This window comes from Arthrobacter sp. Leaf337 (assembly GCF_001423745.1).
Taxonomy (GTDB): Bacteria; Actinomycetota; Actinomycetes; order Actinomycetales; family Micrococcaceae; genus Arthrobacter.
In genome coordinates, this window is record NZ_LMPC01000009.1 from 46285 (window position 1) to 72392 (window position 26108).

Sequence of the window (26108 nt, forward strand, 5' to 3'; positions counted from 1 at the left end):
GGCGTAAATCGACACTCCGAAAAAAGGCATATAAGAGATGCCATACATTTCTTGTGCTAATCAGCAATTCGTGAGAGATTCACATAGATCACATTTGCATCAACGCTAACTTTAGTAACACTAGTACCATTCGTAACAACGGCCTGACCGACAGCATTCGCCGCTGAGAAGAGGATCATTCCCATGACGACGCCCCGATCGCCAAAGCAGCACCCCAGGCCGAGCCTGCCTATGATTGCGGCGACCACGGCCGCTCTCCCGGCCGTCGTCCTGTCCTCGCTCGCCATCGCCCAGCCGGCGGCGGCGGAATCTCGTCCGCGGGCTGTTCCTGCCACCCTGGCGGCCGCCATGCAGGCCCAGGAAGCCGCGCTCAAGTCGGGTGTCATTCCCGCGGCATCGGTCTCCACGTCCATTCCCGCCTCCCTTCGGCCCGCCCAGCCTTCCGCTCCGGCCGAGTACACCATTGCGCGTGGTGACACCATCAGCGGCATTGCCGGCCGCTTCGGCCTCGATACCAATGCCATCCTGAAGCTGAACAACCTGCAGCCCAACACCATCATTTACCCGGGACAGAAGATCAAACTGACCGGGTCCGCGCCGGCCCCTTCCGCCCCCGCAGCGAAGCCCGAGGCTCCTGCGCCCGCCACTTCCGGCGGCAGTGTCTACACCGTAAAGTCCGGTGACACCCTGGGAGCCATCGCCGCACGCCACGGCGTGAAGCTGTCCGAGGTGTTGAGCTGGAACGGCCTCAACATGAATTCCATCATTTACCCGGGCCAGAAGATCAAGATCGGCGGCGGCCAGTCCTCCGCCCCGGCTCCGGCTCCCGCGGCCACGCCGGCCCCTGCTCCGGCTCCCGCCCCCAGCTCCGGCTCTTACACGGTGAAGTCCGGGGACACGTTGTCCGCCATCGCCGCAAAGCACGGCGTCAAGCTCTCAGACATCCTGTCGGCGAACAAGCTGACCATGTCCAGCGTTATCTACCCGGGCAACAAGCTGGTCATCCCCGGCGCCTCCATCCAGCCGGCTGCGAGCGTCACTCCCCTGGTGCCGAGCTCATTCCTCGGTTTTACCTACCCCGACGCCGTGGTCTCGTCCGCCAACCAGAACAAGGCCCTGCTCAACGCCTCTCCCGTTCCCACCCGGGAACAGATGAAGTCGATCGTCGCTGATACGGCACGTCGGATGGGGGTGGATCCCTCCCTTGCCCTCGCCTTCGCCTACCAGGAGTCCGGCTTCAACCAGCGCGCGGTCTCGCCGGCCAACGCCATCGGCACGATGCAGGTCATCCCGACGTCGGGCGAATGGGCCTCCGACCTTGTGGGCCGCAAGCTGAACCTGCTCGATCCCTATGACAACGCAACGGCAGGCGTAGCCATAATCCGCCAGCTGATCCGCACGAGCAAGGACCTGGACCACGCCATCGCCGGCTACTACCAGGGCCAGTACTCCGTCAGCAAGAACGGCATGTTCGACGACACCAAGGCCTACGTTGCAGCGATCAAGGCGCACCAGAAGAACTTCAGCTAGAACCATAACGGCACCGCAAAGGCAAGTGCCGCGAGGGTAACGATACGGGTCCGGATTGCATGTCGATTCGGGCCCGTTTCCGTGTAGCACTTAGGATCGTAGGGTGCAGGAAAAAGTGTCGGACTCCCTCGTTGGAACCCTGGTGGATAACCGTTACCGGGTTCAGTCCAGGGTGGCGCGCGGCGGAATGTCCACCGTCTACCTGGCCACGGACCAGCGTCTGGAACGCGACGTCGCACTCAAGGTCCTCCATCCGCACCTCGTCAATGACGGAAACTTCCTGGACAGGCTGGGCCGGGAGGCAAAAGCCGCGGCCAAGCTGTCCCACGCCCATGTGGTGGGCGTCCTGGACCAGGGCAGCGACGGCCACACGGCCTACCTGGTCATGGAGTACATCAAGGGCCACACTCTCCGGGACGTCATCAAGGAGAAGGGTGCATTGTCTCCGCGGCTAGCCCTGGCGTTGATCGACCCCGTAGTGGAAGGCCTGGGAGCGGCGCACGCCGCAGGGCTGATCCACCGGGACATCAAGCCCGAAAACGTCCTGATCGCCGACGACGGCCGAATCAAGGTAGGCGACTTCGGACTGGCCCGGGCCGTCACCACGTCAACGAGCACCGGCGCGCTGATCGGCACTGTGGCCTACCTGTCCCCGGAGCTCGTGCTCGGCAGGCAGGCGGACGCCCGCAGCGACATCTACTCGGTGGGCATCATGCTGTACGAAATGATCACCGGCAAGCAGCCGTTCGACGGCGAAGTCCCCATCCAGGTGGCCTATCAGCACGTGAACTCCTCCGTCCAGGCCCCCTCGGCTGCCGTGCCGGGGCTGGCTGCCGAAGTGGACGAGCTGGTGCAGTGGTGCACGGCACGCGACCCTGAACAGCGTCCGGTGGACGGCAATGCGCTGCTGTCGGAGCTCAGGCACATCCGGACCAACCTGACCGACGCGGAACTGGATCTTCAGCCGCCGGCGGCGATCGCCGCCGTCGCCCATTCTCCGGCCGGGCTGCGCCCGCCCGCCTACCCGCCCTCCGGTCGACCCGCCGCGGTCCGGCCCCCGGAGCGCCAGGACCATACGGAGGTCCTGTCCGCCGGGCAGCATCCAACGGAAATCATCACCCGCCAAAGCAATCCCACCACGGTACTGTCGGCTTCGGCCGGGCGCACGGGCCAGTTCGGCGCCCTGGCGGCCCCGCCGGACGCGGAATCCGACTTCGGGGAGGCAGGCGGGGACGGACCGGACGACACCGCTCCCCTGAGTAAGCGGGCGCAGCGCAAGCAGGACCGCGATGCCGCCAAGGCACAGTCGAAGGCAGCGTCAACTCCGGTCCGGTCCCTTCGCGAAGGTAACCCGCGGCGTCGCGGCGTCCTCTGGATCATCATCCTGGTCATCGCTGCATTGCTCGCAACGGGCGCCGGCTGGTTCTTCGGCATGGGACCCGGCTCCCCCGGAACCATTCCGCGGGTATCGAACAAGACCGTGGCCGAGGCCCAGCAGCTGCTTGGCACTGCTGGATTCCAGTCCACCACGAAGGATGTCTTCGACGACGATATTCGGGCCGGGCTCGTCGTCGGCACCGAACCTGAGGCAGGGCGGGAAATCCGCAAGTTCCAGTTGGTGTCGCTTTTCGTGTCCAAGGGCCCGCAACTCTTTCCGCTGCCCGGAATGAGCGGCAAGTCATTGCATGAAGCTAAGACCCAACTCAACGGGGCCGAGATGGCCTTGGGCACTGTCACGGAGACCTACAGCGAAACCGAGCCGGCCGGAACCGTCCTCGCCCAGGATCCGGCGGCGGGAACCCCCGCCCGACGCGGCACGCCCGTCAGCCTCACTGTCTCGAAGGGGCCGGAGCCCATTCCCGTTCCGGACGTGCGCGGGCAGGAACAGGGCGCAGCGGTCAAGGCGCTCGAAGCCGCGGGGCTCAAGGCCGCAATCTCCCCCGGAACAGTCAACGACAAGAAGGTCCCCAAGGGCGCCGTCGTGGCCCAGGACCCGTCCTCCGGCACCCTGACCCGTGGCGACACGGTCACCCTTACGGTGTCCAAGGGACCCAAACTCGTGGATGTGCCGAGCTACATCGGCAAGCAAGCCAATGATGCCCGCAAGGCGCTGGAAAAGCTCGGCTTCGAGGTCCGGGTAAACAACATCCTGGGCGGCTTCTTTGGAACGGTACGCGACCAGGATCCGGTGGACACGCAGGTGCCCGAAGGTTCTCTCGTCACCCTCACCGTCGTCTGACCGGAACCCTAAGCAAAAAAGCTCCGCCCGGCTGGTTCCAGCCGGGCGGAGCTTTGTGGTCCATCAGTGCGTCGGATCAGCGCGTCGAACCGGGGTCAGGGGCGCTTGGAAAGGGCTCCTGCGACGAGGAAGGCCATCTCCAGGGACTGCATGTGGTTCAGGCGCGGGTCGCAGACCGATTCATAGCGGTCCAGGAAAGCTTCCTGGTCGATCGGGTCGGCACCGCCGAGGCACTCCGCGACGTCGTCACCGGTCATCTCAACGTGCAGGCCGCCCGGAATGGTGCCCAGCGAGTGGTGGACTTCGAAGAAGCCGCGCACTTCGTCGATGACGTCGTCGAAGTTCCTCGTCTTGTAGCCGTTGGGCGACGTGACCGTGTTCCCGTGCATGGGATCGGTGACCCAGAGGACCTGCGCGCCGGACGCCGTGACCTTCTCAACCATGGCGGGCAGCTTCTCGCGGATGTTGCCAGCGCCCATCCGGGTGATGAAGGTCAGCCTGCCGGGTTCGCGGTCCGGATCCAGCTTGTCGATGAGCCGCAGGGCGTCGTCGCCGGAGGTCTTAGGCCCCAGCTTGACGCCGATCGGGTTCCGGACCCGGGACAGGAAATCGACGTGGGCGTGGTCCAGTTCGCGGGTGCGTTCGCCGATCCAGAGGAAATGGGCGGACGTGTCGTACGGAAGTCCGGTGCGGGAATCGATGCGGGTCAGTGCGCGCTCGTAGTCGAGCAGCAGCGCCTCGTGGCTCGCGAAGAATTCGACCCGTTTCAGGGCCTCGAAGTCCGCGCCGCAGGAAGCCATGAACTTGATGGCCCGGTCAATGTCGCGTGCCAGCGACTCGTAGCGGGCGTGGGCCGGGTTCTCTGTGAAGCCCTTGTTCCAGTGGTGGACCAGGCGCAGGTCAGCGAAGCCGCCCTGCGTGAATGCCCGGATGAGGTTCAGCGTGGAAGCCGACGTGTGGTAGGCCTTCAGCATCCGGCCGGCATCGTGGCCCCGGGATTCCGGCGTGAAATCGTAGCCGTTGACAATGTCGCCCCGGTACGCCGGGAGGGTGACGCCGTCGCGCGTTTCATCGTTGGAGGATCGCGGCTTGGCGAACTGTCCGGCCATCCGGCCCATTTTGATGACGGGCATGGCCGCGCCATAGGTGAGGACGACCGCCATCTGCAGGATGGTTTTGACCCTTGCGCTGATCTTGTCCGCCGTGGCGGCCTCGAATGTTTCGGCGCAGTCCCCGCCCTGGAGCAGGAACGCCTTGCCCTGCGCGGCAGCGGCCAGCCGTTCGCGGAGGATGTCCACTTCGCCCGCGAAGACGAGCGGCGGAAGGACGGAAAGTTCCTTCACGGATGCGTCAAAGACCTCTTTGTTTTGCCAGCTGGGCTGCTGGGAAACCGGCAGGTCCCGCCAGTGGTCCAGTCCCGGATAGTTGGCGGCGCCGCTCTGGGCGGTACTGGTCAGCAGGGAGGCAGGTTTTGCAGATAGCTCAGTCACACTACAAGACTAGTTCCCGGATCGGGGTTTCCGCACCGCAACCGTCATTCGACCCGATCCGCCGTCACAGAACCGGCGTCACGCTTTGTCGGGTTCCGCGGGACCGGTGCCGCCGCCGGAGCCGTTTGAGCCGTTCGTGCCGTCAGGGCCGTCAGGGCCGTCCGCAGGTTTTCCCGCCAGCCGCAGTTTGACCACTGCCGCGTATTCGTCCACATACTCCTGCCCGGACAGGCGCATGAGTTCGTACATGATTTCGTCGGTCACGGAACGCTGGATCAGGCGGTCCTCCTCCATGCCGTAGTAGCGGCTGAAGTCCAGTGGTTCGCCGAAGATCATGCCGATGCGCCTGATGTTCGGCATCCGCTTACCGATCGGCTGGACCTTGTCCGTGCCGATCATGGCGACGGGAATTACGGGAACCCTGGCCTGCAGGGCAAGTTTTGCCACACCGACTTTGCCGCGGTACAGCCGTGAATCCGGGCTGCGGGTTCCCTCGGGATAAATGCCCAGCAGAGAACCGTGCGAGAGGACGTCCATTCCGGCGTTGAGCGAAGCTGCCGACGCCGCTCCCCCCGAACGGTCCATGGGCAGCTGGTTGGTCAACCGGAAGAAGAGTGCAGTCAGCCTGCCCTTGAGGCCTGTACCGGTGAAGTATTCCGACTTCGCCAGGAACACCACGGGACGCGGAACCATCAGCGGCATAAAGATGGAGTCGGAAAACGACAGATGGTTGGAAGCCAGGATGGCTGCGCCTTCGGCCGGGACGTTGTCCAGCCCCTTGACCCAGGGCCGGAACAGGAGCTTCAGCACCGGTCCCAGGACGAACGTCTTCATGAACCAATAAAACACGTGGTGTACCTCTCCGGAAGGCGTCTCGCCGCCCCTTCGTCGGGCCCGGCCAGGACTTCAATGCAACCCTACTCTAGTGAGATTTGTAGTGAATGGTGACACGATGGGCACATGAGAGAAAGCAGCAAACCGACTGTGCCTGCCGCTTTCAGCTACCCCGGCCACGGAAGCAATGCCCGGATCGGCGTCGCCATTTGCCACGGCTTCACGGGAAGTCCCCTCAGCGTCATGCCGTGGGCCCTGCACCTGGCCGAGCAGGGGTTCGCCGTCTCCGTCCCGCTCCTGCCCGGCCACGGGACTGACTGGCGCGAGCTGGCCCGCTCGGGCTGGCGGGACTGGGCCGGCGCCTTCGAAGCCGCCTACCTTGAGCTCGCCGGCCGGACTGACACCTGCTACGTCGCCGGACTGTCCATGGGCGGCGCCGTCGCCCTGCGCACGGCGTCCCGTCATCGCGTTGCCGGCGTGGCCGTGGTCAATCCCGGGCTCAGCTTCTACGACCGAAGAGTCCGGATCATCGGCATCCTGAAGTACTTCCAACGGACCACACTGCCGATTGTGGAGGCCAACCCCACCGCGGCCACCACCGAGGACGGCGACTATTCGCAGACGCCCCTGGCCGCCGTCCACCAGCTGAAAAAGCTGTTTGCCGCCGCCCGCCGCGGACTGCCCCGGGTGACGGCGCCGGTCCTGGTTTTCAAATCGGACACCGACGACGTTGTGCCGCCATCGTCCCTTGAGCTGATCAGGCGGCGTCTGGGATCGGCCACGCTTCTCGTGGTGCCTTTGCCCCATAGCGGCCACGTGGCCACCCTGGACAACGATGCCCCCGTGATCTTCCAGAATTCGTCCGCTTTCTTCCATGAGCACGCGCAGCACCACGTACCCTCGGAGACATCATGAGCATCGCCGCCGACCACAGCCCCCTGAGCTCCCCCTTTACCGGAGACGGCCCGTCGATCGGCGTTGCCGTATCCCACGGCTTCACCGGAAGCCCGCACGGTGTGCGGGCCTGGGCCCAGTCCCTGGCCGACGCCGGCTTTGCCGTACGGATGCCGCTTCTGCCGGGGCACGGGACCAGCTGGCAGGAACTTGCCAGGACCCGCTGGCAGCAGTGGTATTCCGCCTACGACTCCGCCTACCTGGAGCTTGAGGCCGAATGCGACCACGTGTTCACGGCGGGCCTGTCCATGGGAGGGGCACTCGCTCTGAGGGTGGCGGCGCAGCGTCCGGTGGCGGGTGCCATCGTGGTCAATCCCGGCCTGGTCATTGACGATCCCCGGGCGCCGCTGGCCGGCGTCCTGAAGCTGGTCATGAAAAGCACGCCCGCCATCGCGAACGACATCCTCAAGCCTGACACGGACGAGGGCGCCTACCCGCGGACACCGGTGGCGGCTGCCCACGAACTGAACAAGCTGTTCAAGGACACGCGGCGGCTGCTGCCCCGCATCACTGCACCGGTTCGGGTGTTCCGTTCCACGGTGGACCACGTAGTGTCGGATTCGAGCATCGTGGCGCTGCGCCGCGGCCTCACCCATGCCACGCTTCAGCTGAGCGCCCTGGGCAACAGCTACCACGTGGCCACACTGGACAACGATGCCGAAGAGATTTTCAGCGGGACCGCGGACTTCATCCGCGCCGTGGTTCCGGGAAACGTGGACTCGTCCCCCGCTAGCCGTGAAGGACATGGCCGATGACCCGATCCGACTCCAATTCCTCTGACCAGAGCGCGAACCAGGACGACGCCGTATGGCTCGACCTGGTGGCCCGGCTCGAGGGCAGCGACACTGCGGCTGCTGACAGCACCGTTGATGCCGGGGATGGCAACCAACCAGCCAAGCGGCCCTTCCGCGACTTCGATCCGCTGGGGCTGTCCGGCGCCGCGCCGACGGAACCCTCGGCGTCCGAACGCCGGGCCGCCGTCAGCCAACCGCATCTGGGGGCGGACCACGCAGGTACAGCTGACACGGAGGCAACCGGCGGGCCGCGGGATTACGACGCCGACGACGACGAACCGTTCGTACCGGAGGAACCGCCGAGCCTGGCCGGCACGGATCCCCTGACCATGCTCGCCTGGCTGGGTGCCGTGGGCGGTCCCGTCGCCCTGGTGCTGGCCGCCATGTTCTGGCGGTCCGCGCCGCTGATGGCCCTTTTGGGAATCGTCGCCGCATTCGTCGTCTCAGTGATCTACCTGATCATGCAGCTGCCGCAGGAAAAGGATGAGCACGACGACGGCGCCCGGGTTTAGTGCCTCGGGCTTAGCCTGCCGATTTCCCGGTTAGCCGTGCATCCTGCTGCTGACCCGTGACAGGTCCGCGGCGCCGATCAGCCCGGCGTTGGGGCCCAGCGCCGCCAGTGCGATTTCCGCTGCCGGGCGGAACCCGCGCCCGGTCAGGTTCCGGGCAAAGGCCTTGCGTGCCGGCGCCACCAGCAGCTCGCCGGCATCGCAGAGGCCTCCGCCGATCACGAACTTCCCGGGGTCCAGCGCGGCAGCCAGGTTGGCGAGCCCTAGTCCCAGCCACTCCCCGACGTCCTCCAGGAGTTCCCTGGACGTAGGGTCGCCCGCCTTGGCCAGCTCCGTCACGATGACTCCGGTGATCCGGTCAACCTCTCCGTCCACGGCCTTGAGGAGTTCCTGCGCTACGGGTGAATTGGCGGCAGCCAGCTCGCGGGCCTCGCGGCCCAGGGCGTTTCCGGAGGCATACTGCTCCCAGCAGCCGCGGTTTCCGCACTCGCACCGGTGGCCGCCGGGCATGATGATCTGGTGGCCGAATTCGCCGGCAACGCCGAAGCGTCCGCGTTCCACCCGGCCGTCTATCACCATGGCGCCGCCGATCCCGGTGCCGAGGGTGATGCAGACGAGCCTGTTTTGTCCCTGCCCGGCACCAAAGCGCCATTCGGCCCAGGCCGCGGCATCGGCGTCGTTGGTCAGCAGGACCGGCCGGCGCAGCAGGCGCTGGAGGTTGTCCCGCAGCGGTTCGTTGCGCCAGGCCAGGTGGGGGCTGAACAGCACTGTCCCGCCGTCGAGGTCCATCCAGCCGGCGGCGCCGATTCCCACCGACCAAATGCGGTGGCCGCGGCTTAGCTCTTCGACCAGTTCCACGATCACCTGTTCCACTGCCCGGGGGTCGTTCCCGGGCGTCGAGCGCCTGGCTTGGCTGAGTATCCTGCCGTCGGCATCAACTACGCCGGCGGCAACCTTGGTGCCGCCGATGTCCACGCCGATCGCCAGCCCCTTGCGCCCCAGCCGGAGATGCTCACGAAATCCCTGGCTTGCGGCCAGCGCGTCCTGCCCTGAGGGCTTCCTGCGCCGCCAGGAGGCCGTCCGTCGATAGGGTCTGGGCGGGTCGCCAGGCGTTGGTGTGTGCATGGTTCCCCATTCTATTGCCCGGGCGGTGTTTTACCGCGTGGCCGGCAACTGAGTAAAACAGTTCAGGACATGCCTCCCGGCGGGCAGATTGGCGGGTTTCAAGCCCTTGACCGTAAAGTTACTCGCCAGTAGGTGAAACAGGACACACCTCCGCAACGGGCGTACTAGTGTTAGCAGTACCCCCTGCGGGTCTATGGATAACAAAGGAGCTATCGTGCGCGAATTCAGTGTTCCGCCCTTGGTGAATGTACCCCCCGAAACCAACATTACCGATCTGGTGCTGCGGCAGGCCGCCAAGGCCTCGAACCCGTCCCTGTATTCGCGGCTCGATGCCGCCGGGCAGTGGCAGGACATCGCTGCCACTGATTTCGTCGCCGACGTCCGTGTCCTCGCCAAGGGCCTCATGGCCAGCGGCGTGGCGGCCGGCGACCGCGTGGGCATCATGTCCCGCACCCGGTACGAGTGGGCGCTGGTGGACTTCGCCATCTGGTTCGCGGGCGGCATCTCGGTTCCCATCTACGAAACGTCTTCCCCCAGCCAGGTTGCCTGGAACCTGGGCGACTCGGGTGCCGTCGCCGCGTTTGGCGAGTCCTCGCACCACGAGGACATCATCCGGCAGGCAGCCACCTCGGAAGGACTCTCGTCGCTGGCCCACGTGTGGCAGCTTGAGGGCGCCGGGCTGGACGAACTTCGCGCCGCAGGAACTGCCGTCAGCGACGAGGACCTGGAAGCCCGCCGGAGCCTGGCGTCGCTCGCCGACGTCGCAACGATCATCTACACCTCCGGCACCACCGGCAGGCCCAAGGGCTGCGAACTGACACACGGCAACTTCGTGGAATTGTCCGAAAACGCACTGGCCACGTCGCTGTCCGGCATCGTCCACGAGCAGGCACGGACCATTATGTTCCTCCCCCTGGCCCATGTGTTCGCCCGGTTCATTTCCGTCCTCGCCGTGGCCGCCGGCGTCACCGTCGCGCACACCCCGGACATCAAGCACCTCCTGCCGGACCTGCAGAGCTACAAGCCCACGTTCATCCTGGCCGTGCCGCGGGTGTTCGAAAAGGTCTACAACTCCGCACTGACGAAGGCCGAGGACGGCGGCAAAGGCGCCATCTTCCACAAGGCATCCGACACCGCAATCGCCTACTCGAGGGCACGGCAGGCCGGTTCCATCGGCCTGGGCCTCAAGCTCCGCCACGCACTCTTCGACAAACTCGTCTACAGCAAACTGCGCGCGGCCATGGGCGGCCAGGTTGCCCACGCCGTCTCCGGCGGCGGCCCCCTGGGCGAACGCCTGGGTCACTTCTTCCAGGGCATCGGCATGCAGATCCTCGAAGGCTACGGCCTGACCGAGACCACCGCACCCATCACGGTCAACACCCCGTCGCTGATCAGGATCGGCACCGTGGGCGCTCCACTGCCGGGGAACGCGGTGAAGATCGCCGACGACGGCGAGATCCTCGCCAAGGGTGTTTGCGTGATGCGCGGCTACTACAAGCGCGACGACCTCGCGGCCGACACGTTCGTGGACGGCTGGTTCCGCACCGGCGACATCGGACAAATGGATGCCGACGGCTTCCTGACCATCACGGGCCGCAAGAAGGAAATCATCGTGACGGCCAGCGGAAAGAACGTAGTCCCTGCCCTGCTGGAGGACCAGATCAGGGCCGACGCCCTCGTTTCCCAGGTGCTCGTAGTGGGCGACAACATGCCGTTCATCGGCGCCCTGGTGACGCTCGACGAGGAAGCCCTGCCGGGATGGCTGCATCGGCACGGGCTGCCGGCCTCCACCACCCTCGCCGAAGCCGCGGAACATCCCGTGGTCAAGGCGGCCGTCCAGGACCTCATCACCCGCGCCAACCAGTCGGTGTCCCAGGCGGAAGCCATCAAGTCGTTCCGGATTGTGCCGTCCGACTTCACCGAGGCATCCGGCCACCTGACGCCTTCGATGAAGGTCAAGCGGGCCCAGGTGATGAAGGACTTCGAATCGGTCATCGGGGAAATGTACGCTGCCCCGCGCCCGGCCCGCGCCGAGCCGTCCGGACAGCATTAGCCCGAGACACAAAAAACGAGACACAAAAAAGGGGCCTCCCGGCGGGAGGCCCCTTTTTTGTGTGCGTGGGTTACTCGACGACGAGCAGCAGGTCTCCGCCCTGGACCTGTTCCACGGCGCCGACTGCGAGGCGTCCAACGGTGCCCGCCACCGGCGTCGTGATGGAGGCCTCCATCTTCATGGCCTCGATGGTGGCAACGGTGTCGCCGGCATTCACGGCGTCGCCCACCTTGACCGTGAGCGTCACGGCTCCGGCGAACGGTGCGGCGACGTGGCCCGGCTGGCTGGCATCCGCTTTTTCAGCTGCCTTGACGTTGCTGACCACGGAACGGTCGCGGACCACCACGGGCCTGGACTGGCCGTTGAGCGTGCACATGACGGTGCGCATGCCCTTCTCGTCCGGCTCCGACACGGCTTCGAGGGAGGCGATCAGGCGGACGCCCTTCTCGAGTTCGATCTCGTGCTCCGCTCCGCGCTGGAGCCCGAAGAGGTAGTCGCGGGTGTCCAGGACGGACAGGTTGCCGTACGTCTCCACGCTCTTCAGGTAGTCCTTGGTGGGGCCCTCGAAGAGCAGACGGTTGAGGGTCTGCTGGCGGGTCTTGGAATCACTCTTCAGGGCGGCGCTGTCCTCGGCGCTGAGCTCGGCATCGCGCACCTTGATGCTGCGGCCCTGGAGGGCCTTGGTGCGGAACGGCTCCGGCCAGCCTCCGGGAGGATCGCCAAGTTCGCCGGACAGGAACCCGATGACGGAATCGGGGATGTCGTAGCTCTGCGGGTTTTCGTTGAAGTCCGCGGGATCGGCATTGAGGCCGACGAGGTGCAGGGCCAGGTCGCCCACCACCTTCGAGGACGGAGTGACCTTCACAAGGCGGCCCAGGATGCGGTCGGCCGCGGTGTACATGTCCTCGATGGCTTCGAAGCGTTCGCCGAGGCCCAGGGCCATGGCCTGCTGCCGCAGGTTGGAGAGCTGTCCGCCCGGAATCTCGTGCTGGTAGACACGGCCGGTGGGACCCGGTAGGCCCGACTCGAACGGAGCGTACACGCGCCGCACTGCCTCCCAGTAGGGTTCCAGCGAGCTCACCTTAGCCAGACCCAGTCCTGTGTCGCGCGGGGTATGGGCCAGTGCGGCAACCAGGGCGGAGGCCGAAGGCTGGCTGGTGGTGCCGGCAAGGGAAGCCGAAGCGACGTCCACTGCGTCCACTCCGGCGTCCACTGCCGCCAGGAGCGTAGCCAGCTGGCCGCCTGCGGTGTCGTGGGTGTGCAGGTGGACCGGAAGGTCAAAGCGTTCACGCAAGGCGGCCACGAGCTTCGCAGCAGCCGCGGGACGCAAGAGCCCTGCCATGTCCTTGATGGCCAGGATGTGGGCGCCGGCGTCGACGATCTTCTGCGCCAGCTCCAGGTAGTAATCCAGCGTGTAGAGCTTTTCGTCGGGATCGAGCATGTCGCCGGTGTAGCAGAGGGCAACTTCAGCGACGGCGGTGCCGGTGGCCCGGACAGCACGGATGGCCGGAGCCATCTGGTTGACGTCGTTGAGGGCATCGAAGATGCGGAAGATGTCGATGCCGGTTGCTGCGGCCTCGTTGACGAATGCCTCGGTGACTTCCTCGGGGTAGGGCGTGTAGCCGACGGTGTTGCGGCCGCGGAGCAGCATCTGCAGGCAGATGTTGGGCAATGCCTTGCGCAGCGCGGCAAGCCGGTCCCAGGGATCCTCGCCGAGGAACCGCAGGGCGACGTCGTACGTGGCACCGCCCCAGGCCTCCACGGAAAGCAATTCAGGAAGCAGCGCGGACACGGCGGGGCCGGCCGCCACGAGGTCGCGGGTGCGGACCCGGGTGGCCAACAGCGACTGGTGGGCGTCCCGGAAAGTGGTATCGGTGACGGCGACGGCCTGCTGCTCGCGCAGGGCCTTGGCGAAACCCTCGGGCCCCAGCTCGAGGAGCCGCTGGCGCGAACCTTCGGGAGCGGGTGTGTCCCCGACTGCGGGCAGCTTGGCCGCCGGGTCGGAGTGGACCTTGAGTTCGCCGTTGGGCTTGTTAACGGTGACCTCTGCCAGCCAGGTCAGCAGCTTGGTGCCGCGGTCCGCCGAGACACGTGCCTTGAGCAGCTCCGGGCGCTGGTCGATGAAGTTGGTGGCAACATCGCCGGCTATGAAGTCCGCATCGTCCAGGACGGCCTGGAGGAAGGAAATGTTGGTGGATACGCCGCGGATGCGGAATTCCGCCAAGGCGCGCCGGGCACGGGCGACGGCGGCGGGGTAGTCGCGGCCGCGGCAGGTCAGCTTGACCAGCATGGAGTCGAAGTGCGGGCTGATTTCAGCACCCGAGTAGACGGTGCCGCCGTCGAGCCGTACGCCGGCGCCGCCGGCGGAACGGTAACCGGTGATTTTTCCGACGTCGGGCCTGAATCCGTTGGCCGGATCCTCGGTGGTGATGCGGCACTGCAGTGCGGCGCCCTTTAGCTGGACGGTTTCCTGCGACAGGCCAAGGTCGGCGAGCGTCTCGCCCGAAGCGATGCGCAGCTGCGCCTGGACCAGGTCCACATCGGTGACTTCCTCGGTGACCGTGTGCTCCACCTGGATGCGCGGGTTCATCTCGATGAACACGTGCTGGCCTGCGCGTTCGCCGACGGTGTCCACAAGGAATTCCACCGTGCCGGCGTTGACGTAGTTGAGCGCCTTGGCGAACTTCACGGCGTCCCGGTAGAGCGCCTGGCGGATGCCCTCATCCAGGTTGGGGGCCGGCGCGATTTCGATGACCTTCTGGTGGCGGCGCTGGATGGAGCAATCGCGTTCGAAGAGGTGCATGACGTTACCCTCGGCGTCGGCCAGGATCTGCACCTCGATGTGGCGGGGGCGCAGAACGGCCTGCTCGAGGAACATGGTGGGGTCACCGAACGCGGCGTCAGCCTCGCGCATGGCAGCCTGCAGCGCTTCCGGGAGAGCCTCACGGGTGTCGACGCGGCGCATGCCGCGTCCTCCGCCGCCGGCCACGGCCTTGGCGAAAATGGGGAAGCCGATGACGTCTGCGGCGGCGATCAGCTCATCCAGGTCCTTGGAGGGCTGGCTCGACTTGAGGACGGGAACACCGGCGGCGCGTGCGGCTTCAAGGGCAGCCACCTTGTTTCCTGCCAGTTCAAGGACCTCGGCCGGAGGGCCGACAAAGGTGATGCCGGCCTCTTTAGCCGCCCGGGCCAGGCGCGGGTTCTCCGAAAGGAAGCCGTAGCCGGGGTAAATGGCGTCGGCGCCGGCCTCCTTGGCCACGCGAACCACTTCATCCACATCGAGATAGGCCCGGACGGGGTGGCCCTCTTCGCCGATCAGGTACGCTTCATCAGCCTTCTGGCGGTGGATGGAGTTACGGTCCTCATTGGGGAACACAGCTACAGTCTTGGCACCCAGCTCGTAGCCGGCACGGAAGGCGCGGATCGCGATTTCGCCGCGGTTAGCCACCAGAATCTTGGAAAACATACTTCTCCTGCATCATCGCGGGTGTATCGGTAAGTGGTCACAGTGTGTAAGACGGGCGCGGGGAAACACAAATCATTGTGTCGACCATCACAGAATTATCCGTCATGCAGGCCGGTTTAGGCAGGCCAAACCGGCAACGGTCCCCCCCACGCACGTGGGATCCGCCGCACACCCGCCCGATGAAACGGGATTCAACACCTCGGCAACATATGATGAGTCGGGGGCGCTTACGCGCGCCCTCCGCTCCGGGGAGCCGGAGCCGGCACTACCCCAACACGGCAACCGGCGTTAGGTATTGGTTTTTCAAGTGCAAGTAGTCAGCATCAGCAGCCTCAAAGGCGGGGTCGGCAAAACTTCCGTGACCACCGGATTGGCATCTGCGGCCCTGGCCGCCGGCATCCCCACCCTTGTGGTGGACCTTGATCCGCATGCGGATGCCAGCACGGCACTGGGCGTCCAGCCGGATGACCAGCTGGACATCGGCAGGATGCTCAAGAGTCCCCGCCGCGCCCGCCTTTCGGAGAACGTGGTCACCAGCAGCTGGGTGGCCCGGGAAAACTATAACGGAGCCCGGCCCGCCGTCCTGGACGTCGCAGTGGGCTCCGCATATACGGGCATTTACGACCGCCCGGACCTGGGCCGCCGCGACCTGCGCAGGCTCTCGGCAGTCCTGGCAGGCACGGACAAGTACCAGCTGATCCTGGTTGACTGCCCGCCGTCGCTGAACGGACTGACCCGGATGGCGTGGTCCGCCAGCGACAAAGTGGCTCTCGTCGCCGAACCGGGCCTCTTCTCGGTGGCCGGCACGGAGCGCACCATGCGCGCCATCCAGCTGTTCCGCCAGGAGTTCGCCCCGAACCTCTCCCCCGCAGGCATCATTGCGAACCGCGTCCGCTCGGGTTCGTCCGAGCACGCCTTCCGGCTGGCCGAGATGCAGTCGATGTTCGGTGAACTGCTGTTGACCCCGCACATTCCGGAGCAGGCAAACTGGCAGCAGATCCAGGGTGCGGCGCATTCCGTGCACCACTGGCCGGGCGATTCCGCGAAAAATGCGGCCAGCCTCTTCAACACGCTTCTCGACAACCTCCTGGCCTCCAACGGCGCGGATTCGGCTGCAGCTCTCCGGGAACGCAGCCTTCGGTAGCGGCTCACCCCGGAACGCCCGCGAAGCCGGCACGCGGGCTGACTGAACACCTAAAGAACTAAACAAAGAATGGCCGCCTTCCCGAAGGAAGGCGGCCATTCTATTTGGCTCTAATCGTCAGGTACGGCCTCAGCCGGTCTTGCGGGCTGCCCGGCGCTTGCTGAGCTCGTCATCCGGAAAGGACTGCTCGACGACGTGCTCGCTGGGAAGCGCCGCGAGGCTGCCTTCCACTTCACGCCACACCCGGCCGACGGCGATCCCGAAGACGCCCTGGCCGCCCTGCACCAGATCAATGACCTCATCGGCAGACGTGCACTCGTAAACGCTCGCCCCGTCGCTCATGAGGGTGATCTGGGCGAGGTCCTCAACGCCGCGTTCCCGCAGATGCTCCACGGCGGAGCGGATCTGCTGCAGTGATACTCCGGTGTCCAGCAGCCGCTTGACCACTTTCAGCACCAGGATGTCGCGGAAGCCATAGAGCCGCTGCGAGCCGGAACCGGCGGCTCCCCGCACGGCAGGCTCAACGAGGCCCGTGCGGGCCCAGTAGTCGAGCTGGCGGTAGGTGATGCCCGCGGCCTTGCAGGCGGTGGGTCCGCGGTAGCCCGCGTCTTCGTCCAGGACGGGGAGGTCCTCCGTGAAGAGGAGGCCCTGAGCACCGCTCGCAGGCAGCGCTACGCCAGCCGTTGACGCCTGCTTTAGCTCGCCCGCTTCGCCTTTCGGACTCACGTGGATCCTCCTCGTCATATGCTCCCCTAGGGAAGTCGCAGCAACAGCGAACACAGATCTGAAATTCATCCGTGTAATTCAGCCGGGGCTGCACATTCCAGTGTGACTTGCGCGGCTGTTGTATGCAATGGGAACTTGATACTTCGACGTTAGGCCCGACGCGCCCCAAGGTCAAAGAGGCTGGCCCCATTTCGGGGGCGTGTCGAAAGTTTCATCCTCAACTTTAACCTTAACGTGATCTCAGCCGTCGAAGTCTTCCGGCTCCACGTCGTCCAGGAACTCCCGGAAGCGCCGCAGTTCGCGCTCCTCATCCACGGTGGGACCCGGCTCCGTGTCTTCACCTTCATCGTGCTCGGTGATCCGGACCCCGGCCTCGTCCATCACCGAATCGGCGCACCAGATGCGGCACTTGGCACGCAGCGCCAGGGCAAGGGCGTCCGAAGCCCTGGAGCTGACGGTGGTGCCGTTTTCAAACTGCAGCTGTCCGTAGAAGATGTTGTCTTCGACGGCGACGATGTTCACGCTGACGATGGAGTGGCCCAGCGATTCGACGACGTCGATCAGGAGGTCGTGCGTCATGGGCCGCGGCGGCACCACACCCTGCTGGGCCAAGGCAATGGCGCTGGCTTCCGGGGTGCCAATCCAGATGGGCACGTGCCGTTCGCCGTGGATTTCGCGCAGCAGCACCAGCGGCTGGTTGGACGGCAGTTCGATCCTCACACCCACGATCTCGACTTCAATCATCAGATATCCATTCGCGATATACGGTCCTGCACCAGGGCGCGGTGCAGCGTCAGGCAGAGATCACTGATTTCCCGGGCTGCTTCGGCAGCACGGGCGTGGGATGCAGCGTCCTTGCGGGAGGTCAGCGGCGCGACGGCACGCTCCACCAGTCCGAACTCCCGCTCCGCGGCGGCCTGGAAGGGCCGCAAGTGGCGCGGTTCGAGGCCGTGGCTTTCCAGCTGGACGCATGCGCGGGCCACCTGCAGGGCGTGTTCATCGAACTTGCCATGGACGTGGCCGATGAGGCCGAATTCGAGGAGGGAGCGCAGGAGCGATACGCTGGCGCCGGACTCGGCCCGGAGTTGATCCTCGCTCAGCCGTCGAACCTTGTTTTGGAGCTCGCTGGCGAGCTCGTCCGAGACGATACGCGGGGACACTGTGACGCCGGGCGGAAGGTTCTCCGGGCGTTCGCCGCGGTCGATTGCGTCGAGGTAGTCCTTGATGACCTTCAGCGGAAGGTACTGGTCGCGCTGGAGTGCCAGCACGAATCGGAGCCGCTCAACATCCGTGTCCGCATACTGCCGGTAGCCGGCGGGTGTGCGTTGCGGGTTGATCAGGCCTTTTTCTTCAAGGAACCTGATTTTGGACGCAGTCATTCCGGGAAAGTCGTCGCTCAGCTGCGCGAGTACTTCCCCGATGTTCAGGACCTGGGGTCCGCGCCGTTCCGGTTGTGCCAGTGCCACAGGCAACTACCCCGGGATCAGACGTTGCCTGCTGCGCGGGCAGGGCTGAGGTAGAAAGTGAGACGGAACTTGCCGATCTGGACTTCATTACCCGATTTGAGTTCCACACTGTCCACGCGGTCGTGGTTGACGTAGGTTCCATTGAGGCTGCCCGTATCAACGACTTCGAAGCTTCGCGCTGTCCGGCGGAATTCGACGTGGCGGCGGGATACTGTGACGTCGTCCAGGAAGATGTCCGCGTCCGGGTGCCTCCCGGCGGTGGTGACGTCGGAGTCCAGCAGGAATCGTGCGCCGGCGTTGGGGCCGCTGTGCGCCACCAGGAGCGCCGAACCGAACGGAAGGGCTTCAACGGCCACCCGCTCCTCCGGAGCGAGCTTGCGCGCGATGGTCGGCTCGTCACGGATTGGCGTGAGGTGGATCGAGGTGGTCTCCGAAGCCTTCACTCCGCCCGTGCCGTAATCATCACTGCTGTGGCTATTTTCGTGACCAACCATGGAGTCCTCCTCTTCCGTTGCAGATGTCCCCCTGCAAACAACGCGTGCCCTCCGGAAAAGCCTGGCAGATCCGGTACTACGGCGTGTCGTCCGGCTGTCAATCCCTCAACAGCCGGACCTCCAAGCCGGTTATCTTTAGCCTACCTGTTGTTCGTACTCCGATGCACTGAGCAGGGACTCCACAGCGTCGGCCTCTGCGAGCTTGACCTCTATCAGCCAGCCCTCGCCGTACGGATCGCTGTTAATGAGCGCCGAATCGGTGTCCAGCGCTTCGTTCCTGGCGACGACTTCACCGCTCACCGGAGCGTAAATGTCGCTGACGCTCTTGGTTGACTCAACCTCGCCCACGACGTCGTTTGCCGTCACCTTGGTGCCGACTTCGGGCATCTGCGCGTACACAACGTCGCCCAGGGCGTCCTGGGCAAAATCAGTGATGCCCACCCGCACCACGCCGTCGGCGTTGGGGGCGGTCACCCACTCGTGTTCGGCAGTGTAGGACAGGTCTTCGGGAATATTGCTCATCAGGGGCCTTTCATCGGGTCAACCAGGAATGTTGGTCAATCAGCAATGTCAACGGAGGTCTGCAGAACAAGCCGCCGCTGAAAGTATATGCATACCAACATCCACCACAGGGAGTACCGGGTCGGACCCTTGTGGCACAGTAGTGACATGCCAGAACTTCCCGAAGTGGCCGGGCTGAGCGCTTTCCTGGGCGCCCGGCTTCGTGGAGCCGTGCTGACAAAAATCCAGGTGGTGTCCTTCGCAGTCCTCAAGACGGCAGACCCGCCGTATACGGCGGTGGAGGGCCGCACCGTCTCCGGCGTCGAGCGCCGGGGAAAGTTCATTATCCTGGCCACGGACGGGATCTTCCTTGCGTTCCACCTGGCCAAGGCCGGTTGGCTGCGGTACACGGAATCGCCGTCGAACGCCGTGCTGGCGCGGGGCAAGGGATATATCGCCGCGAGGCTGGAGTTCGTCCGGCCGGATGCCGGCGGCGGCGAAACCCATCTCGGAATTGACCTGACCGAGGCAGGCACAAAGAAGAGCCTCGCCCTCTATGTGGTCAGGGATCCGGAAGAGATTCCCGGCATCGCCACCCTGGGCCCTGATCCGCTGGACGCCTCGTTCAGCCTCGACGTCTTCGCCGAAATTCTTGCCTCGAGTACCCAGCAGATTAAGGGACTGTTACGGAATCAAGGGGTAATCGCCGGGATCGGCAACGCCTACAGCGACGAAATCCTGCACGCAGCCCGGATCTCCCCCTTCGCCATCGCGAAGTCCCTGGACCCGGAGGCCGTCCGCGTTCTCTACGACTCCATCCACAGTGTTCTGGTCGCAGCAGTCACAGAGGCCGTAGGCAAGCAGCCGAACGAACTGAAGGACGCAAAGCGGAGCACCATGCGCGTCCACGGCCGGACCGGCCAGGAGTGCCCCGTCTGCGGGGACACCGTCCGGGAAGTGTCATTTGCCGACCGGGCGCTGCAGTACTGCGCTACCTGTCAGACGGGCGGCAAGATCCTGGCGGACCGGCGCACGTCACGCTTCCTGAAATAGCGGCCGACAAAAACCTGAGACAAATACCGTGGGAGCCGGCACAAAGAAAAACCGCCCCGTTCCCGGGATACTTCCCGGATACGGAGCGGTTATTCTTGCTGGTCGGGCTGACAGGATTTGAACCTGCGACCCCTTGACCCCCAGTCAAGTGCGCTACCAAGCTGCGCTACAGCCCGTTAGTTCCGCCGTTCTCCGCCTCGGTTGTCCTCCTGGGTTACCCCGGGATTTTTACCTCAGCAGTCCGGCCGAACCACCTCCAAAAGCTTACACGATTCCGGAGGGTGCAAGTGACACTTTGCGGGTGTCACAAGCGAGGTGTGTCGTAATTAACGCTTCTTGCCGCGCTTTTCACGGACACGCATGTTGACCTCAATGGGTGTTCCCTCGAAACCGAAGGTTTCGCGGAGGCGCCTGGTGATGAACCGGCGGTATCCGGGGTCCAGGAACCCGGTGGTGAACAGCACAAATTTCGGCGGACGGCTGGAGGCCTGGGTGCCGAAGAGGATGCGGGGTTGCTTGCCGCCGCGGACCGGGTGCGGGTGCGCGGCCACCAGTTCGCCCAGGAACGCGTTCAGGCGTCCGGTGGGGATGCGCTTGTCCCAGCTTTCCAGTGCCGTGTCCAGCGCCGGAACCAGCCGGTCCTTGTGCCAGCCGGTCAGCGCGGAAATGTTGACGCGCGGCGCCCAGGCCACGTGCGCCAGGTCCTGCTCGATTTCGCGCTCCAGGTAGGTGCGGCGTTCGTCGTCCAATAGGTCCCATTTGTTGAACGCGAGAACCAGCGCGCGGCCGGATTCGATGGCCAGCTGCAGGATGCGGACATCCTGTTCGCTGAGCACTTCGTCCACGGCAAGGAGCACGACGGCGACCTCCGCCTTTTCGAGGGCGCTCTGCGTGCGCAGCGACGCGTAGAAGTCTGCGCCCTGTGCCATGTGCTGGCGTCGGCGGATGCCCGCGGTATCGACGAAGCGCCAGGTGCGGCCGCCGAGTTCGATGAACTCATCGACCGGGTCGCGGGTGGTGCCGGCGGTGTTGTCCACCACAACGCGCTCGGAACCGGCCAGCTTGTTCAGCAGCGAGGACTTGCCCACGTTCGGACGCCCGATCAGGGCGATGCGGCGCGGGCCGCCGGAGCGCTCCAGGCCTTCGATGGTGGAGAACTCGGGCAGAGTCTCCATGACGTGGTCAAGGAGGTCGGCCACACCGCGGCCGTGCAGCGCCGAGACCGGGTACGGCTCGCCGAAGCCGAGGCCCCAGAGCGTTGCCGAGTCGGCTTCCTGGGCGAAGTCATCCACCTTGTTGGCCACCATGATGACCGGCTTCTTGGACTTCCGGAGCATCTTCACGACTGCTTCGTCCGTGGCGGTGGCGCCGACCGCGGAGTCGACGACGAACAGCACGGCGTCAGCGAGTTCCACTGCCATCTCGGCCTGTTCGGCGACGCGTGCGTGGATGCCGCGGGCATCGTGCTCCCAGCCGCCGGTGTCGACCACTGTGAAGTTCCGGCCGTTCCAGGTGGCCGAGTACATCACACGGTCACGCGTTACGCCGGGGGTGTCTTCCACCACGGCTTCGCGGCGGCCGAGGATGCGGTTCACCAGGGTGGACTTGCCCACGTTGGGCCGGCCGATGATCGCGAGGACCGGATCGAGCTTGACCGGACCGTCGAAGTCCTGGTCGTCGTAGTGGCCGCTCAGGAGGGCGGCGTCTTCCTCGTCCAGTTCGTAGTCGTCCAGGCCCGCCCGGAGGGAGGCGGCCCGAAGCTCTGCCTCGTCATCGTCCAGGGCAGCAAGATGCTCCGCCACCTGGTCCGTGCCGGTGGGCGTGTATTCGTCTTCGCCGGCGCCAAATTTGCCGGAGGCTTGAGTCGTATCGCTCATTGCACTTTCCTTAGTGGTGATCTGCCGGCGTCCCGGCTACTTCTTCATGACGTTCTTGCGGGGAATCCGCGCCGGGCAAAGGCTGCCCGCTGAGTTGTACCGTTTGCTGGACATGCCGTGCCAGGGCAGCGCGGATCTCATTTCCCGCCCTGTCCATTGAAGCACGCCCTGTCTCGCCGGGCCTGCGCCCGATATCCACGGCCTCGCCGAAGCTGACGTGCAGCCGCCGGCCGGGCCTCGGAACGGCGTCGAGATGTTCGCCGGCGATCCTGGTGCCCAGGATCGCAACGGGGACTACCGTCGCGCTGGAGTTCAGCGCAAGCCAGGCGACCCCGTTGTTAATGGTGGAGGCCTCGCCGCTCCCCCGTGTTCCTTCGGGGAGGATACCGACGCACCGGCCGGCGTCGAGCGCTCTTTTGCCCAGCTGCAGGGCGGCGCGATCGCCGGAGCGGTCAACCGGCAGCTGGCCGGAGGCCGTGAGCACCCGTCCCAGGAAGCCCTTGAACATTTCCTTCTTGACCAGGATGTGCATGGGGCGCGGTGACGCGCCGAACATCACCGGTCCGTCAAGGAAACTGATGTGGTTCGCTGCGAAGATCACGGGACCTCCGGTTGGAACGTTCTGCCGGCCGTGGATTGTGGTCCGGTAGACGACGTGGTCCAGGAACCAGCCGACGGGCCGGCTCCAGGCCATGGTCCACGCACCCGGAAGTTCGCGACAGGCCGCCGGAAGGGGCCGGGAAATGCGGCCGCCGGCGTCAGTCACGGTTCAACACCTTGTTGACGATGCCCAGGGCCGCGTCAACGGTGCCGTCGAAGTCCAGATCCGAAGAATCCAGGGTGACCACACCGTCCGCAGCCGTGGTGAAGTTGACCACGGTCGAGTCCTTGGCGTCGCGCTGCGTGACCTGGGCGGCCAGCTGCTCTGCGCTCTGCGTTCCGCCCAGCTGGACGCCCCGGCGTCGGAGCCTGGCTTCCTCGCTGGCGGTCAGCAGCATGCGGACTTCCGCGCCGGGAGCGACGACGGTGGTGATGTCGCGTCCTTCCACCACTATGCGCCGGTGGTGGACCTCGATCAGCTCACGCTGCCGGCGCACCAGTTCCTTCCGCGCACCGAGGGTGGTGGCGATGGCACTGACGGCCGAGGAGATGGCCGGTTCCCGGATCGCCTCGGTGACGTCCGTTCCACCGACCCGGACGTATTCCTCGTTCGGTGTGGTGCTGACGTCCAGCGGAAGGTCCTCGGAGGCCTGCTCGATGGCCGCTGCGTCGGTCAGGTCGATGCCCTGGTCCAGGCAGTACCAGGTCAGCGCACGGTACATGGCTCCTGTGTCCAGGTAGGCAAGGCGGAGGCGCCGTGCCACTTCCCTGCTGACGCTGGATTTTCCGGACCCGGACGGACCGTCGATGGCAACGACCAGCGGCCTGCCCTGGCGAAGCATGGGCACGGTATCGATGAGTTCCTGTGTCATTACTGCAGTACCCGCCATCCACGGTCGTTGAGTGCTTCGATGAGCAGATCATGTTTGTTGGGCAAAACCGACAGTTCCACCATGCCCACATTCTGCCCGGAGGAATGATCCAGCCGCAGGTCTTCAAGGTTGACCCCGATTTCGCCGATCTCCGTCAGGAGGCGGGCAATCTGTCCCGGCTTGTCGTCCACCAGGACGGTCAGCCAGGAATAGGCCTGCGGGGGTCCGCCGTGCTTGCCCGGAATGCGGGACTGCCCGGCGTTGCCCTCGCTGATCAGCTGCGCCAGGTCCAGGCGGGCGCCTGGGGCTGCCGGGTCTTCGAGGGTCCCGATCAGCCGGTTCAGGTCGTCACGCACGCCGTGCAGGATGTCGACCATCGGGCCCGCATTGGCGCCCAGGATCTGCACCCACAGCGTGGGATCGCTGGCTGCGATCCGGGTGACGTCGCGCAGGCCGTTGCCGGCCAGGGACAGCGCGTGCATGGGCGTACCCTGCAGCCGGCTGGCCACCAGCGAGGACATGACCTGGGGAAGATGCGACACGAGCGCCACGGCCTGGTCATGTTCCTCGACGCCGAACTGTGTGACCACGGCGCCCAGGTCAGTCGCCAGGGCGCGGGCGGCCTGCAGCGCACCGGGCGACGTTTCCCCGGAGGGGCAGACCACCCACGGCATGGAGGTAAAAAGCTCGCCGCGGGCCGCTACGGGTCCTGACTTTTCCCGCCCGGCCATGGGATGTGTTCCCACGTAACGGGCGAGGTCCACGCCGCGTCCCCGAAGGTCGGCCAGGATTCCGGCCTTGACGCTGGCGATGTCCACCACCGTCGCGGCAGGGTAGTCGGCCAGTGAGCTTTCCACCACGTCCGCAGTTACGTCCGGGGGCACGGCCACCACAACGAGTTCCGGCTGCTCGTCGCCAAGGCGCGACAACGGAAGGCCTGCACCGATGTCGACGGCGACAGCCTGGTTGGTGGGCGACGGGTCGGACAGGAACACGGACACGCCGCGCCCCCGCAGTCCGAGGCCGATGCTGGTTCCCAGCAGTCCGGTTCCGATAACCACTACCGGGCCGTTCAGGTGCCCGCGGCCGTGGGTATGAAAGGCAGACATAAGCTACAGCCCTACGGATGCCAGCAGGTGGCCGACTTCCTGCTTGCCGAGGTTGCGGATGCTCCCCTGGCGCTGGTCTCCCAGGCCGATGGGGCCCACCTTGACACGGACGAGCCGGAGTACCGGGAACCCGACAGCATCGAAGAGGCGGCGCACGATGCGGTTCTTGCCGGAGTGCAGCACAACCTCGATCAGCACGTGGCCCGGTGTGGAGTCCACCAGCTTGAACGAGTCCACCGATGCGAAGCCGTCCTCCAGTTCAACACCGGCCTTGAGCTGCGCGCCGATTCCCTGCGGGAACGGGCCGCGGACCTGGACCAGGTACGTCTTGGGCACCTCGTAGGACGGGTGCGTCAGACGGTTGGCGAGTTCGCCGTCGTTCGTCAGCAGCAGCAGCCCCTCGGTGGCGACGTCGAGGCGTCCCACGTGGAAGAGGCGTTCGCCGTGCGTGTTGCGGACGAAGTCGCTGATGCACGGACGGCCGTCGGGATCCTCCATGGTGGACACAACGCCCTTGGGCTTGTTGAACACCATGTAGACCATGTTCTCATCCAGCTGGATGCGCAGTCCGTCAACGTGGATCACTGCAGTTTTCGGGTCGACGCGGACGCCGAGCTCGGTGACAACCTTGCCGTCCACTTCAACGCGGCCTTCGGAGATCATTTCCTCGCAGACACGCCGTGAAGCGACGCCGGCTGAGGCCATGACCTTCTGCAGGCGGATGCCGTCGGCGTCGTGCATCTCGGACTGCGGAACATCGCCGCGGGGTCCGCGCTTGCGCGAAGGCTTGCGGACGGCGCCAAGGTTCTGGCCGAACCGTTCGCCGCCGAAAGCGCGCGTACCGAAGGTTTTGGCTGATGCGGATCGCGGCTTGGGCTTGAGGGCGCCGGGCGTGCCGGGCTCCTTGCCGGCGCCGGGCTTGCGGGAACCGGGCTTCCGGGCGGCAGGTTTGCCCTGCTTCCAGTCACCGGCCGCCGGGCGGTCTGCCGGCGCGCCGGCCGGACCCTGCAGGTCCGGATCGATGAAGGCCTCTTCGCGAGGCTTGGGGCGCTTGAAGGGGCGGTCGCCGCCTCCCTTGTAGCCGGCGGCGCCGCCTGCGCGGCTGGCACCGCCCTGTACCGGATTGCGTCCGGATTTGTTTTGTCCGGCACTGTTGCGTGCCGAACTGTTACGTGGTGAACCCTGGCGTCCCGCCTGTGTCATGACCCGTCCTTCGTTATGGTGGCCGGCGATGGTTGTCTCCCGACAACACTAGCCAGCCGGGCGGATTAA

22 protein-coding genes and 1 tRNA gene are annotated in these 26108 nt (G+C 65.6%); 8 read left to right on the plus strand and 15 right to left on the minus strand.

The features are described 5' to 3' along the window. Window positions 1–183 precede the first annotated feature (183 nt). Complete coding sequence (locus ASF98_RS08360; RefSeq protein WP_055800153.1) at window positions 184–1530, plus strand: lytic transglycosylase domain-containing protein; 1347 nt, start codon at window positions 184–186, stop codon at window positions 1528–1530. A gap of 103 nt (window positions 1531–1633) precedes the next feature. Further along, complete coding sequence (locus ASF98_RS08365; protein WP_055800156.1) at window positions 1634–3769, plus strand: Stk1 family PASTA domain-containing Ser/Thr kinase; 2136 nt, start codon at window positions 1634–1636, stop codon at window positions 3767–3769. 95 nt (window positions 3770–3864) lie between these two features. On the opposite strand, the gene ASF98_RS08370 is transcribed toward ASF98_RS08365, so the two are convergent. Both ASF98_RS08370 and ASF98_RS08375 read right to left on the minus strand, forming a co-directional pair. Further along, a complete protein-coding gene (locus ASF98_RS08370) occupies window positions 3865–5259 on the minus strand; it encodes a class II 3-deoxy-7-phosphoheptulonate synthase (RefSeq protein WP_055800159.1) in 1395 nt (464 codons plus the stop codon). A 78-nt stretch (window positions 5260–5337) separates the two neighbouring features. Then, window positions 5338–6108: a lysophospholipid acyltransferase family protein gene (locus tag ASF98_RS08375; RefSeq protein WP_055800162.1), complete on the minus strand. Its 771-nt coding sequence runs from the start codon at window positions 6106–6108 to the stop codon at window positions 5338–5340. 111 nt (window positions 6109–6219) lie between these two features. Between ASF98_RS08375 and ASF98_RS08380 the strand changes: the two genes are divergently transcribed. Genes ASF98_RS08380 through ASF98_RS08390 form a run of 3 tightly spaced genes read left to right on the plus strand, consistent with a single transcriptional unit; the run spans window position 6220 to window position 8353 of the window. Continuing rightward, window positions 6220–7008, plus strand: coding sequence for an alpha/beta hydrolase (locus ASF98_RS08380; RefSeq protein ID WP_055800165.1), 789 nt, complete (start codon window positions 6220–6222; stop codon window positions 7006–7008). Continuing rightward, on the plus strand, window positions 7005–7802 hold the full coding sequence (locus tag ASF98_RS08385; RefSeq protein WP_055800169.1) for an alpha/beta hydrolase: 798 nt from the start codon (window positions 7005–7007) through the stop codon (window positions 7800–7802). The genes ASF98_RS08380 and ASF98_RS08385 overlap by 4 nt, the downstream gene beginning before the upstream one ends. Further along, window positions 7799–8353: a hypothetical protein gene (locus tag ASF98_RS08390; protein ID WP_055800172.1), complete on the plus strand. Its 555-nt coding sequence runs from the start codon at window positions 7799–7801 to the stop codon at window positions 8351–8353. Before ASF98_RS08385 ends, ASF98_RS08390 begins: the two co-directional genes overlap by 4 nt. A 30-nt stretch (window positions 8354–8383) precedes the next feature. Here the strand turns inward: ASF98_RS08390 and ASF98_RS08395 are convergent, their stop codons facing one another. Next, window positions 8384–9475 (minus strand): ROK family glucokinase, encoded by a 1092-nt coding sequence (locus tag ASF98_RS08395; protein ID WP_156372335.1) that lies wholly within the window; start codon window positions 9473–9475, stop codon window positions 8384–8386. 214 nt (window positions 9476–9689) lie between these two features. Here ASF98_RS08395 and ASF98_RS08400 point away from each other — a divergent pair, with 214 nt between their 5' ends. Continuing rightward, entirely contained in the window at window positions 9690–11528 is a 1839-nt protein-coding gene (locus tag ASF98_RS08400; RefSeq protein ID WP_055800175.1) for an AMP-dependent synthetase/ligase, read from the plus strand. A 70-nt stretch (window positions 11529–11598) separates the two neighbouring features. Here the strand turns inward: ASF98_RS08400 and ASF98_RS08405 are convergent, their stop codons facing one another. After that, window positions 11599–14994: a pyruvate carboxylase gene (locus ASF98_RS08405; protein ID WP_055800178.1), complete on the minus strand. Its 3396-nt coding sequence runs from the start codon at window positions 14992–14994 to the stop codon at window positions 11599–11601. A gap of 307 nt (window positions 14995–15301) precedes the next feature. Between ASF98_RS08405 and ASF98_RS08410 the strand changes: the two genes are divergently transcribed. Then, complete coding sequence (locus ASF98_RS08410) at window positions 15302–16138, plus strand: ParA family protein (RefSeq protein WP_055800182.1); 837 nt, start codon at window positions 15302–15304, stop codon at window positions 16136–16138. Between the two features lie 129 nt (window positions 16139–16267). Here ASF98_RS08410 and ASF98_RS08415 read toward each other — a convergent pair whose 3' ends face one another. The 5 genes from ASF98_RS08415 to gcvH form a co-directional block, all read right to left on the minus strand. After that, window positions 16268–16864 (minus strand): MerR family transcriptional regulator, encoded by a 597-nt coding sequence (locus ASF98_RS08415; protein WP_028271710.1) that lies wholly within the window; start codon window positions 16862–16864, stop codon window positions 16268–16270. A 240-nt stretch (window positions 16865–17104) separates the two neighbouring features. Further along, on the minus strand, window positions 17105–17608 hold the full coding sequence (locus ASF98_RS08420; RefSeq protein ID WP_043480385.1) for a bifunctional nuclease family protein: 504 nt from the start codon (window positions 17606–17608) through the stop codon (window positions 17105–17107). Further along, the gene (ftsR, locus tag ASF98_RS08425) at window positions 17608–18324 is read right to left on the minus strand and encodes a transcriptional regulator FtsR (protein WP_055800262.1); all 717 of its coding nucleotides are present in this window, start codon (window positions 18322–18324) and stop codon (window positions 17608–17610) included. The genes ASF98_RS08420 and ftsR overlap by 1 nt, the downstream gene beginning before the upstream one ends. Window positions 18325–18347: 23 nt before the next feature. Then, complete coding sequence (locus ASF98_RS08430; protein ID WP_055800185.1) at window positions 18348–18824, minus strand: FHA domain-containing protein; 477 nt, start codon at window positions 18822–18824, stop codon at window positions 18348–18350. A gap of 135 nt (window positions 18825–18959) precedes the next feature. Beyond that, window positions 18960–19346 (minus strand): glycine cleavage system protein GcvH, encoded by a 387-nt coding sequence (gene gcvH / locus ASF98_RS08435; protein ID WP_055800187.1) that lies wholly within the window; start codon window positions 19344–19346, stop codon window positions 18960–18962. 147 nt (window positions 19347–19493) lie between these two features. Here gcvH and ASF98_RS08440 point away from each other — a divergent pair, with 147 nt between their 5' ends. After that, on the plus strand, window positions 19494–20378 hold the full coding sequence (locus ASF98_RS08440; protein ID WP_055800190.1) for an Fpg/Nei family DNA glycosylase: 885 nt from the start codon (window positions 19494–19496) through the stop codon (window positions 20376–20378). Between the two features lie 99 nt (window positions 20379–20477). Here ASF98_RS08440 and ASF98_RS08445 read toward each other — a convergent pair. The 6 genes from ASF98_RS08445 to ASF98_RS08470 form a co-directional block, all read right to left on the minus strand. Beyond that, window positions 20478–20554: transfer RNA gene (locus tag ASF98_RS08445), tRNA-Pro, on the minus strand. 150 nt (window positions 20555–20704) lie between these two features. Next, a complete protein-coding gene (gene der / locus ASF98_RS08450; RefSeq protein WP_055800193.1) occupies window positions 20705–22255 on the minus strand; it encodes a ribosome biogenesis GTPase Der in 1551 nt (516 codons plus the stop codon). Window positions 22256–22265: 10 nt separating this feature from the next. Continuing rightward, window positions 22266–22949: a lysophospholipid acyltransferase family protein gene (locus ASF98_RS08455; protein ID WP_055800265.1), complete on the minus strand. Its 684-nt coding sequence runs from the start codon at window positions 22947–22949 to the stop codon at window positions 22266–22268. A 64-nt stretch (window positions 22950–23013) separates the two neighbouring features. Then, entirely contained in the window at window positions 23014–23727 is a 714-nt protein-coding gene (cmk, locus tag ASF98_RS08460; RefSeq protein ID WP_028271702.1) for a (d)CMP kinase, read from the minus strand. Further along, complete coding sequence (locus tag ASF98_RS08465) at window positions 23727–24836, minus strand: prephenate dehydrogenase (protein WP_055800195.1); 1110 nt, start codon at window positions 24834–24836, stop codon at window positions 23727–23729. Before ASF98_RS08465 ends, cmk begins: the two co-directional genes overlap by 1 nt. 3 nt (window positions 24837–24839) lie before the next feature. After that, window positions 24840–26039, minus strand: coding sequence for a pseudouridine synthase (locus ASF98_RS08470; RefSeq protein ID WP_055800197.1), 1200 nt, complete (start codon window positions 26037–26039; stop codon window positions 24840–24842). Window positions 26040–26108: the final 69 nt, after the last annotated feature.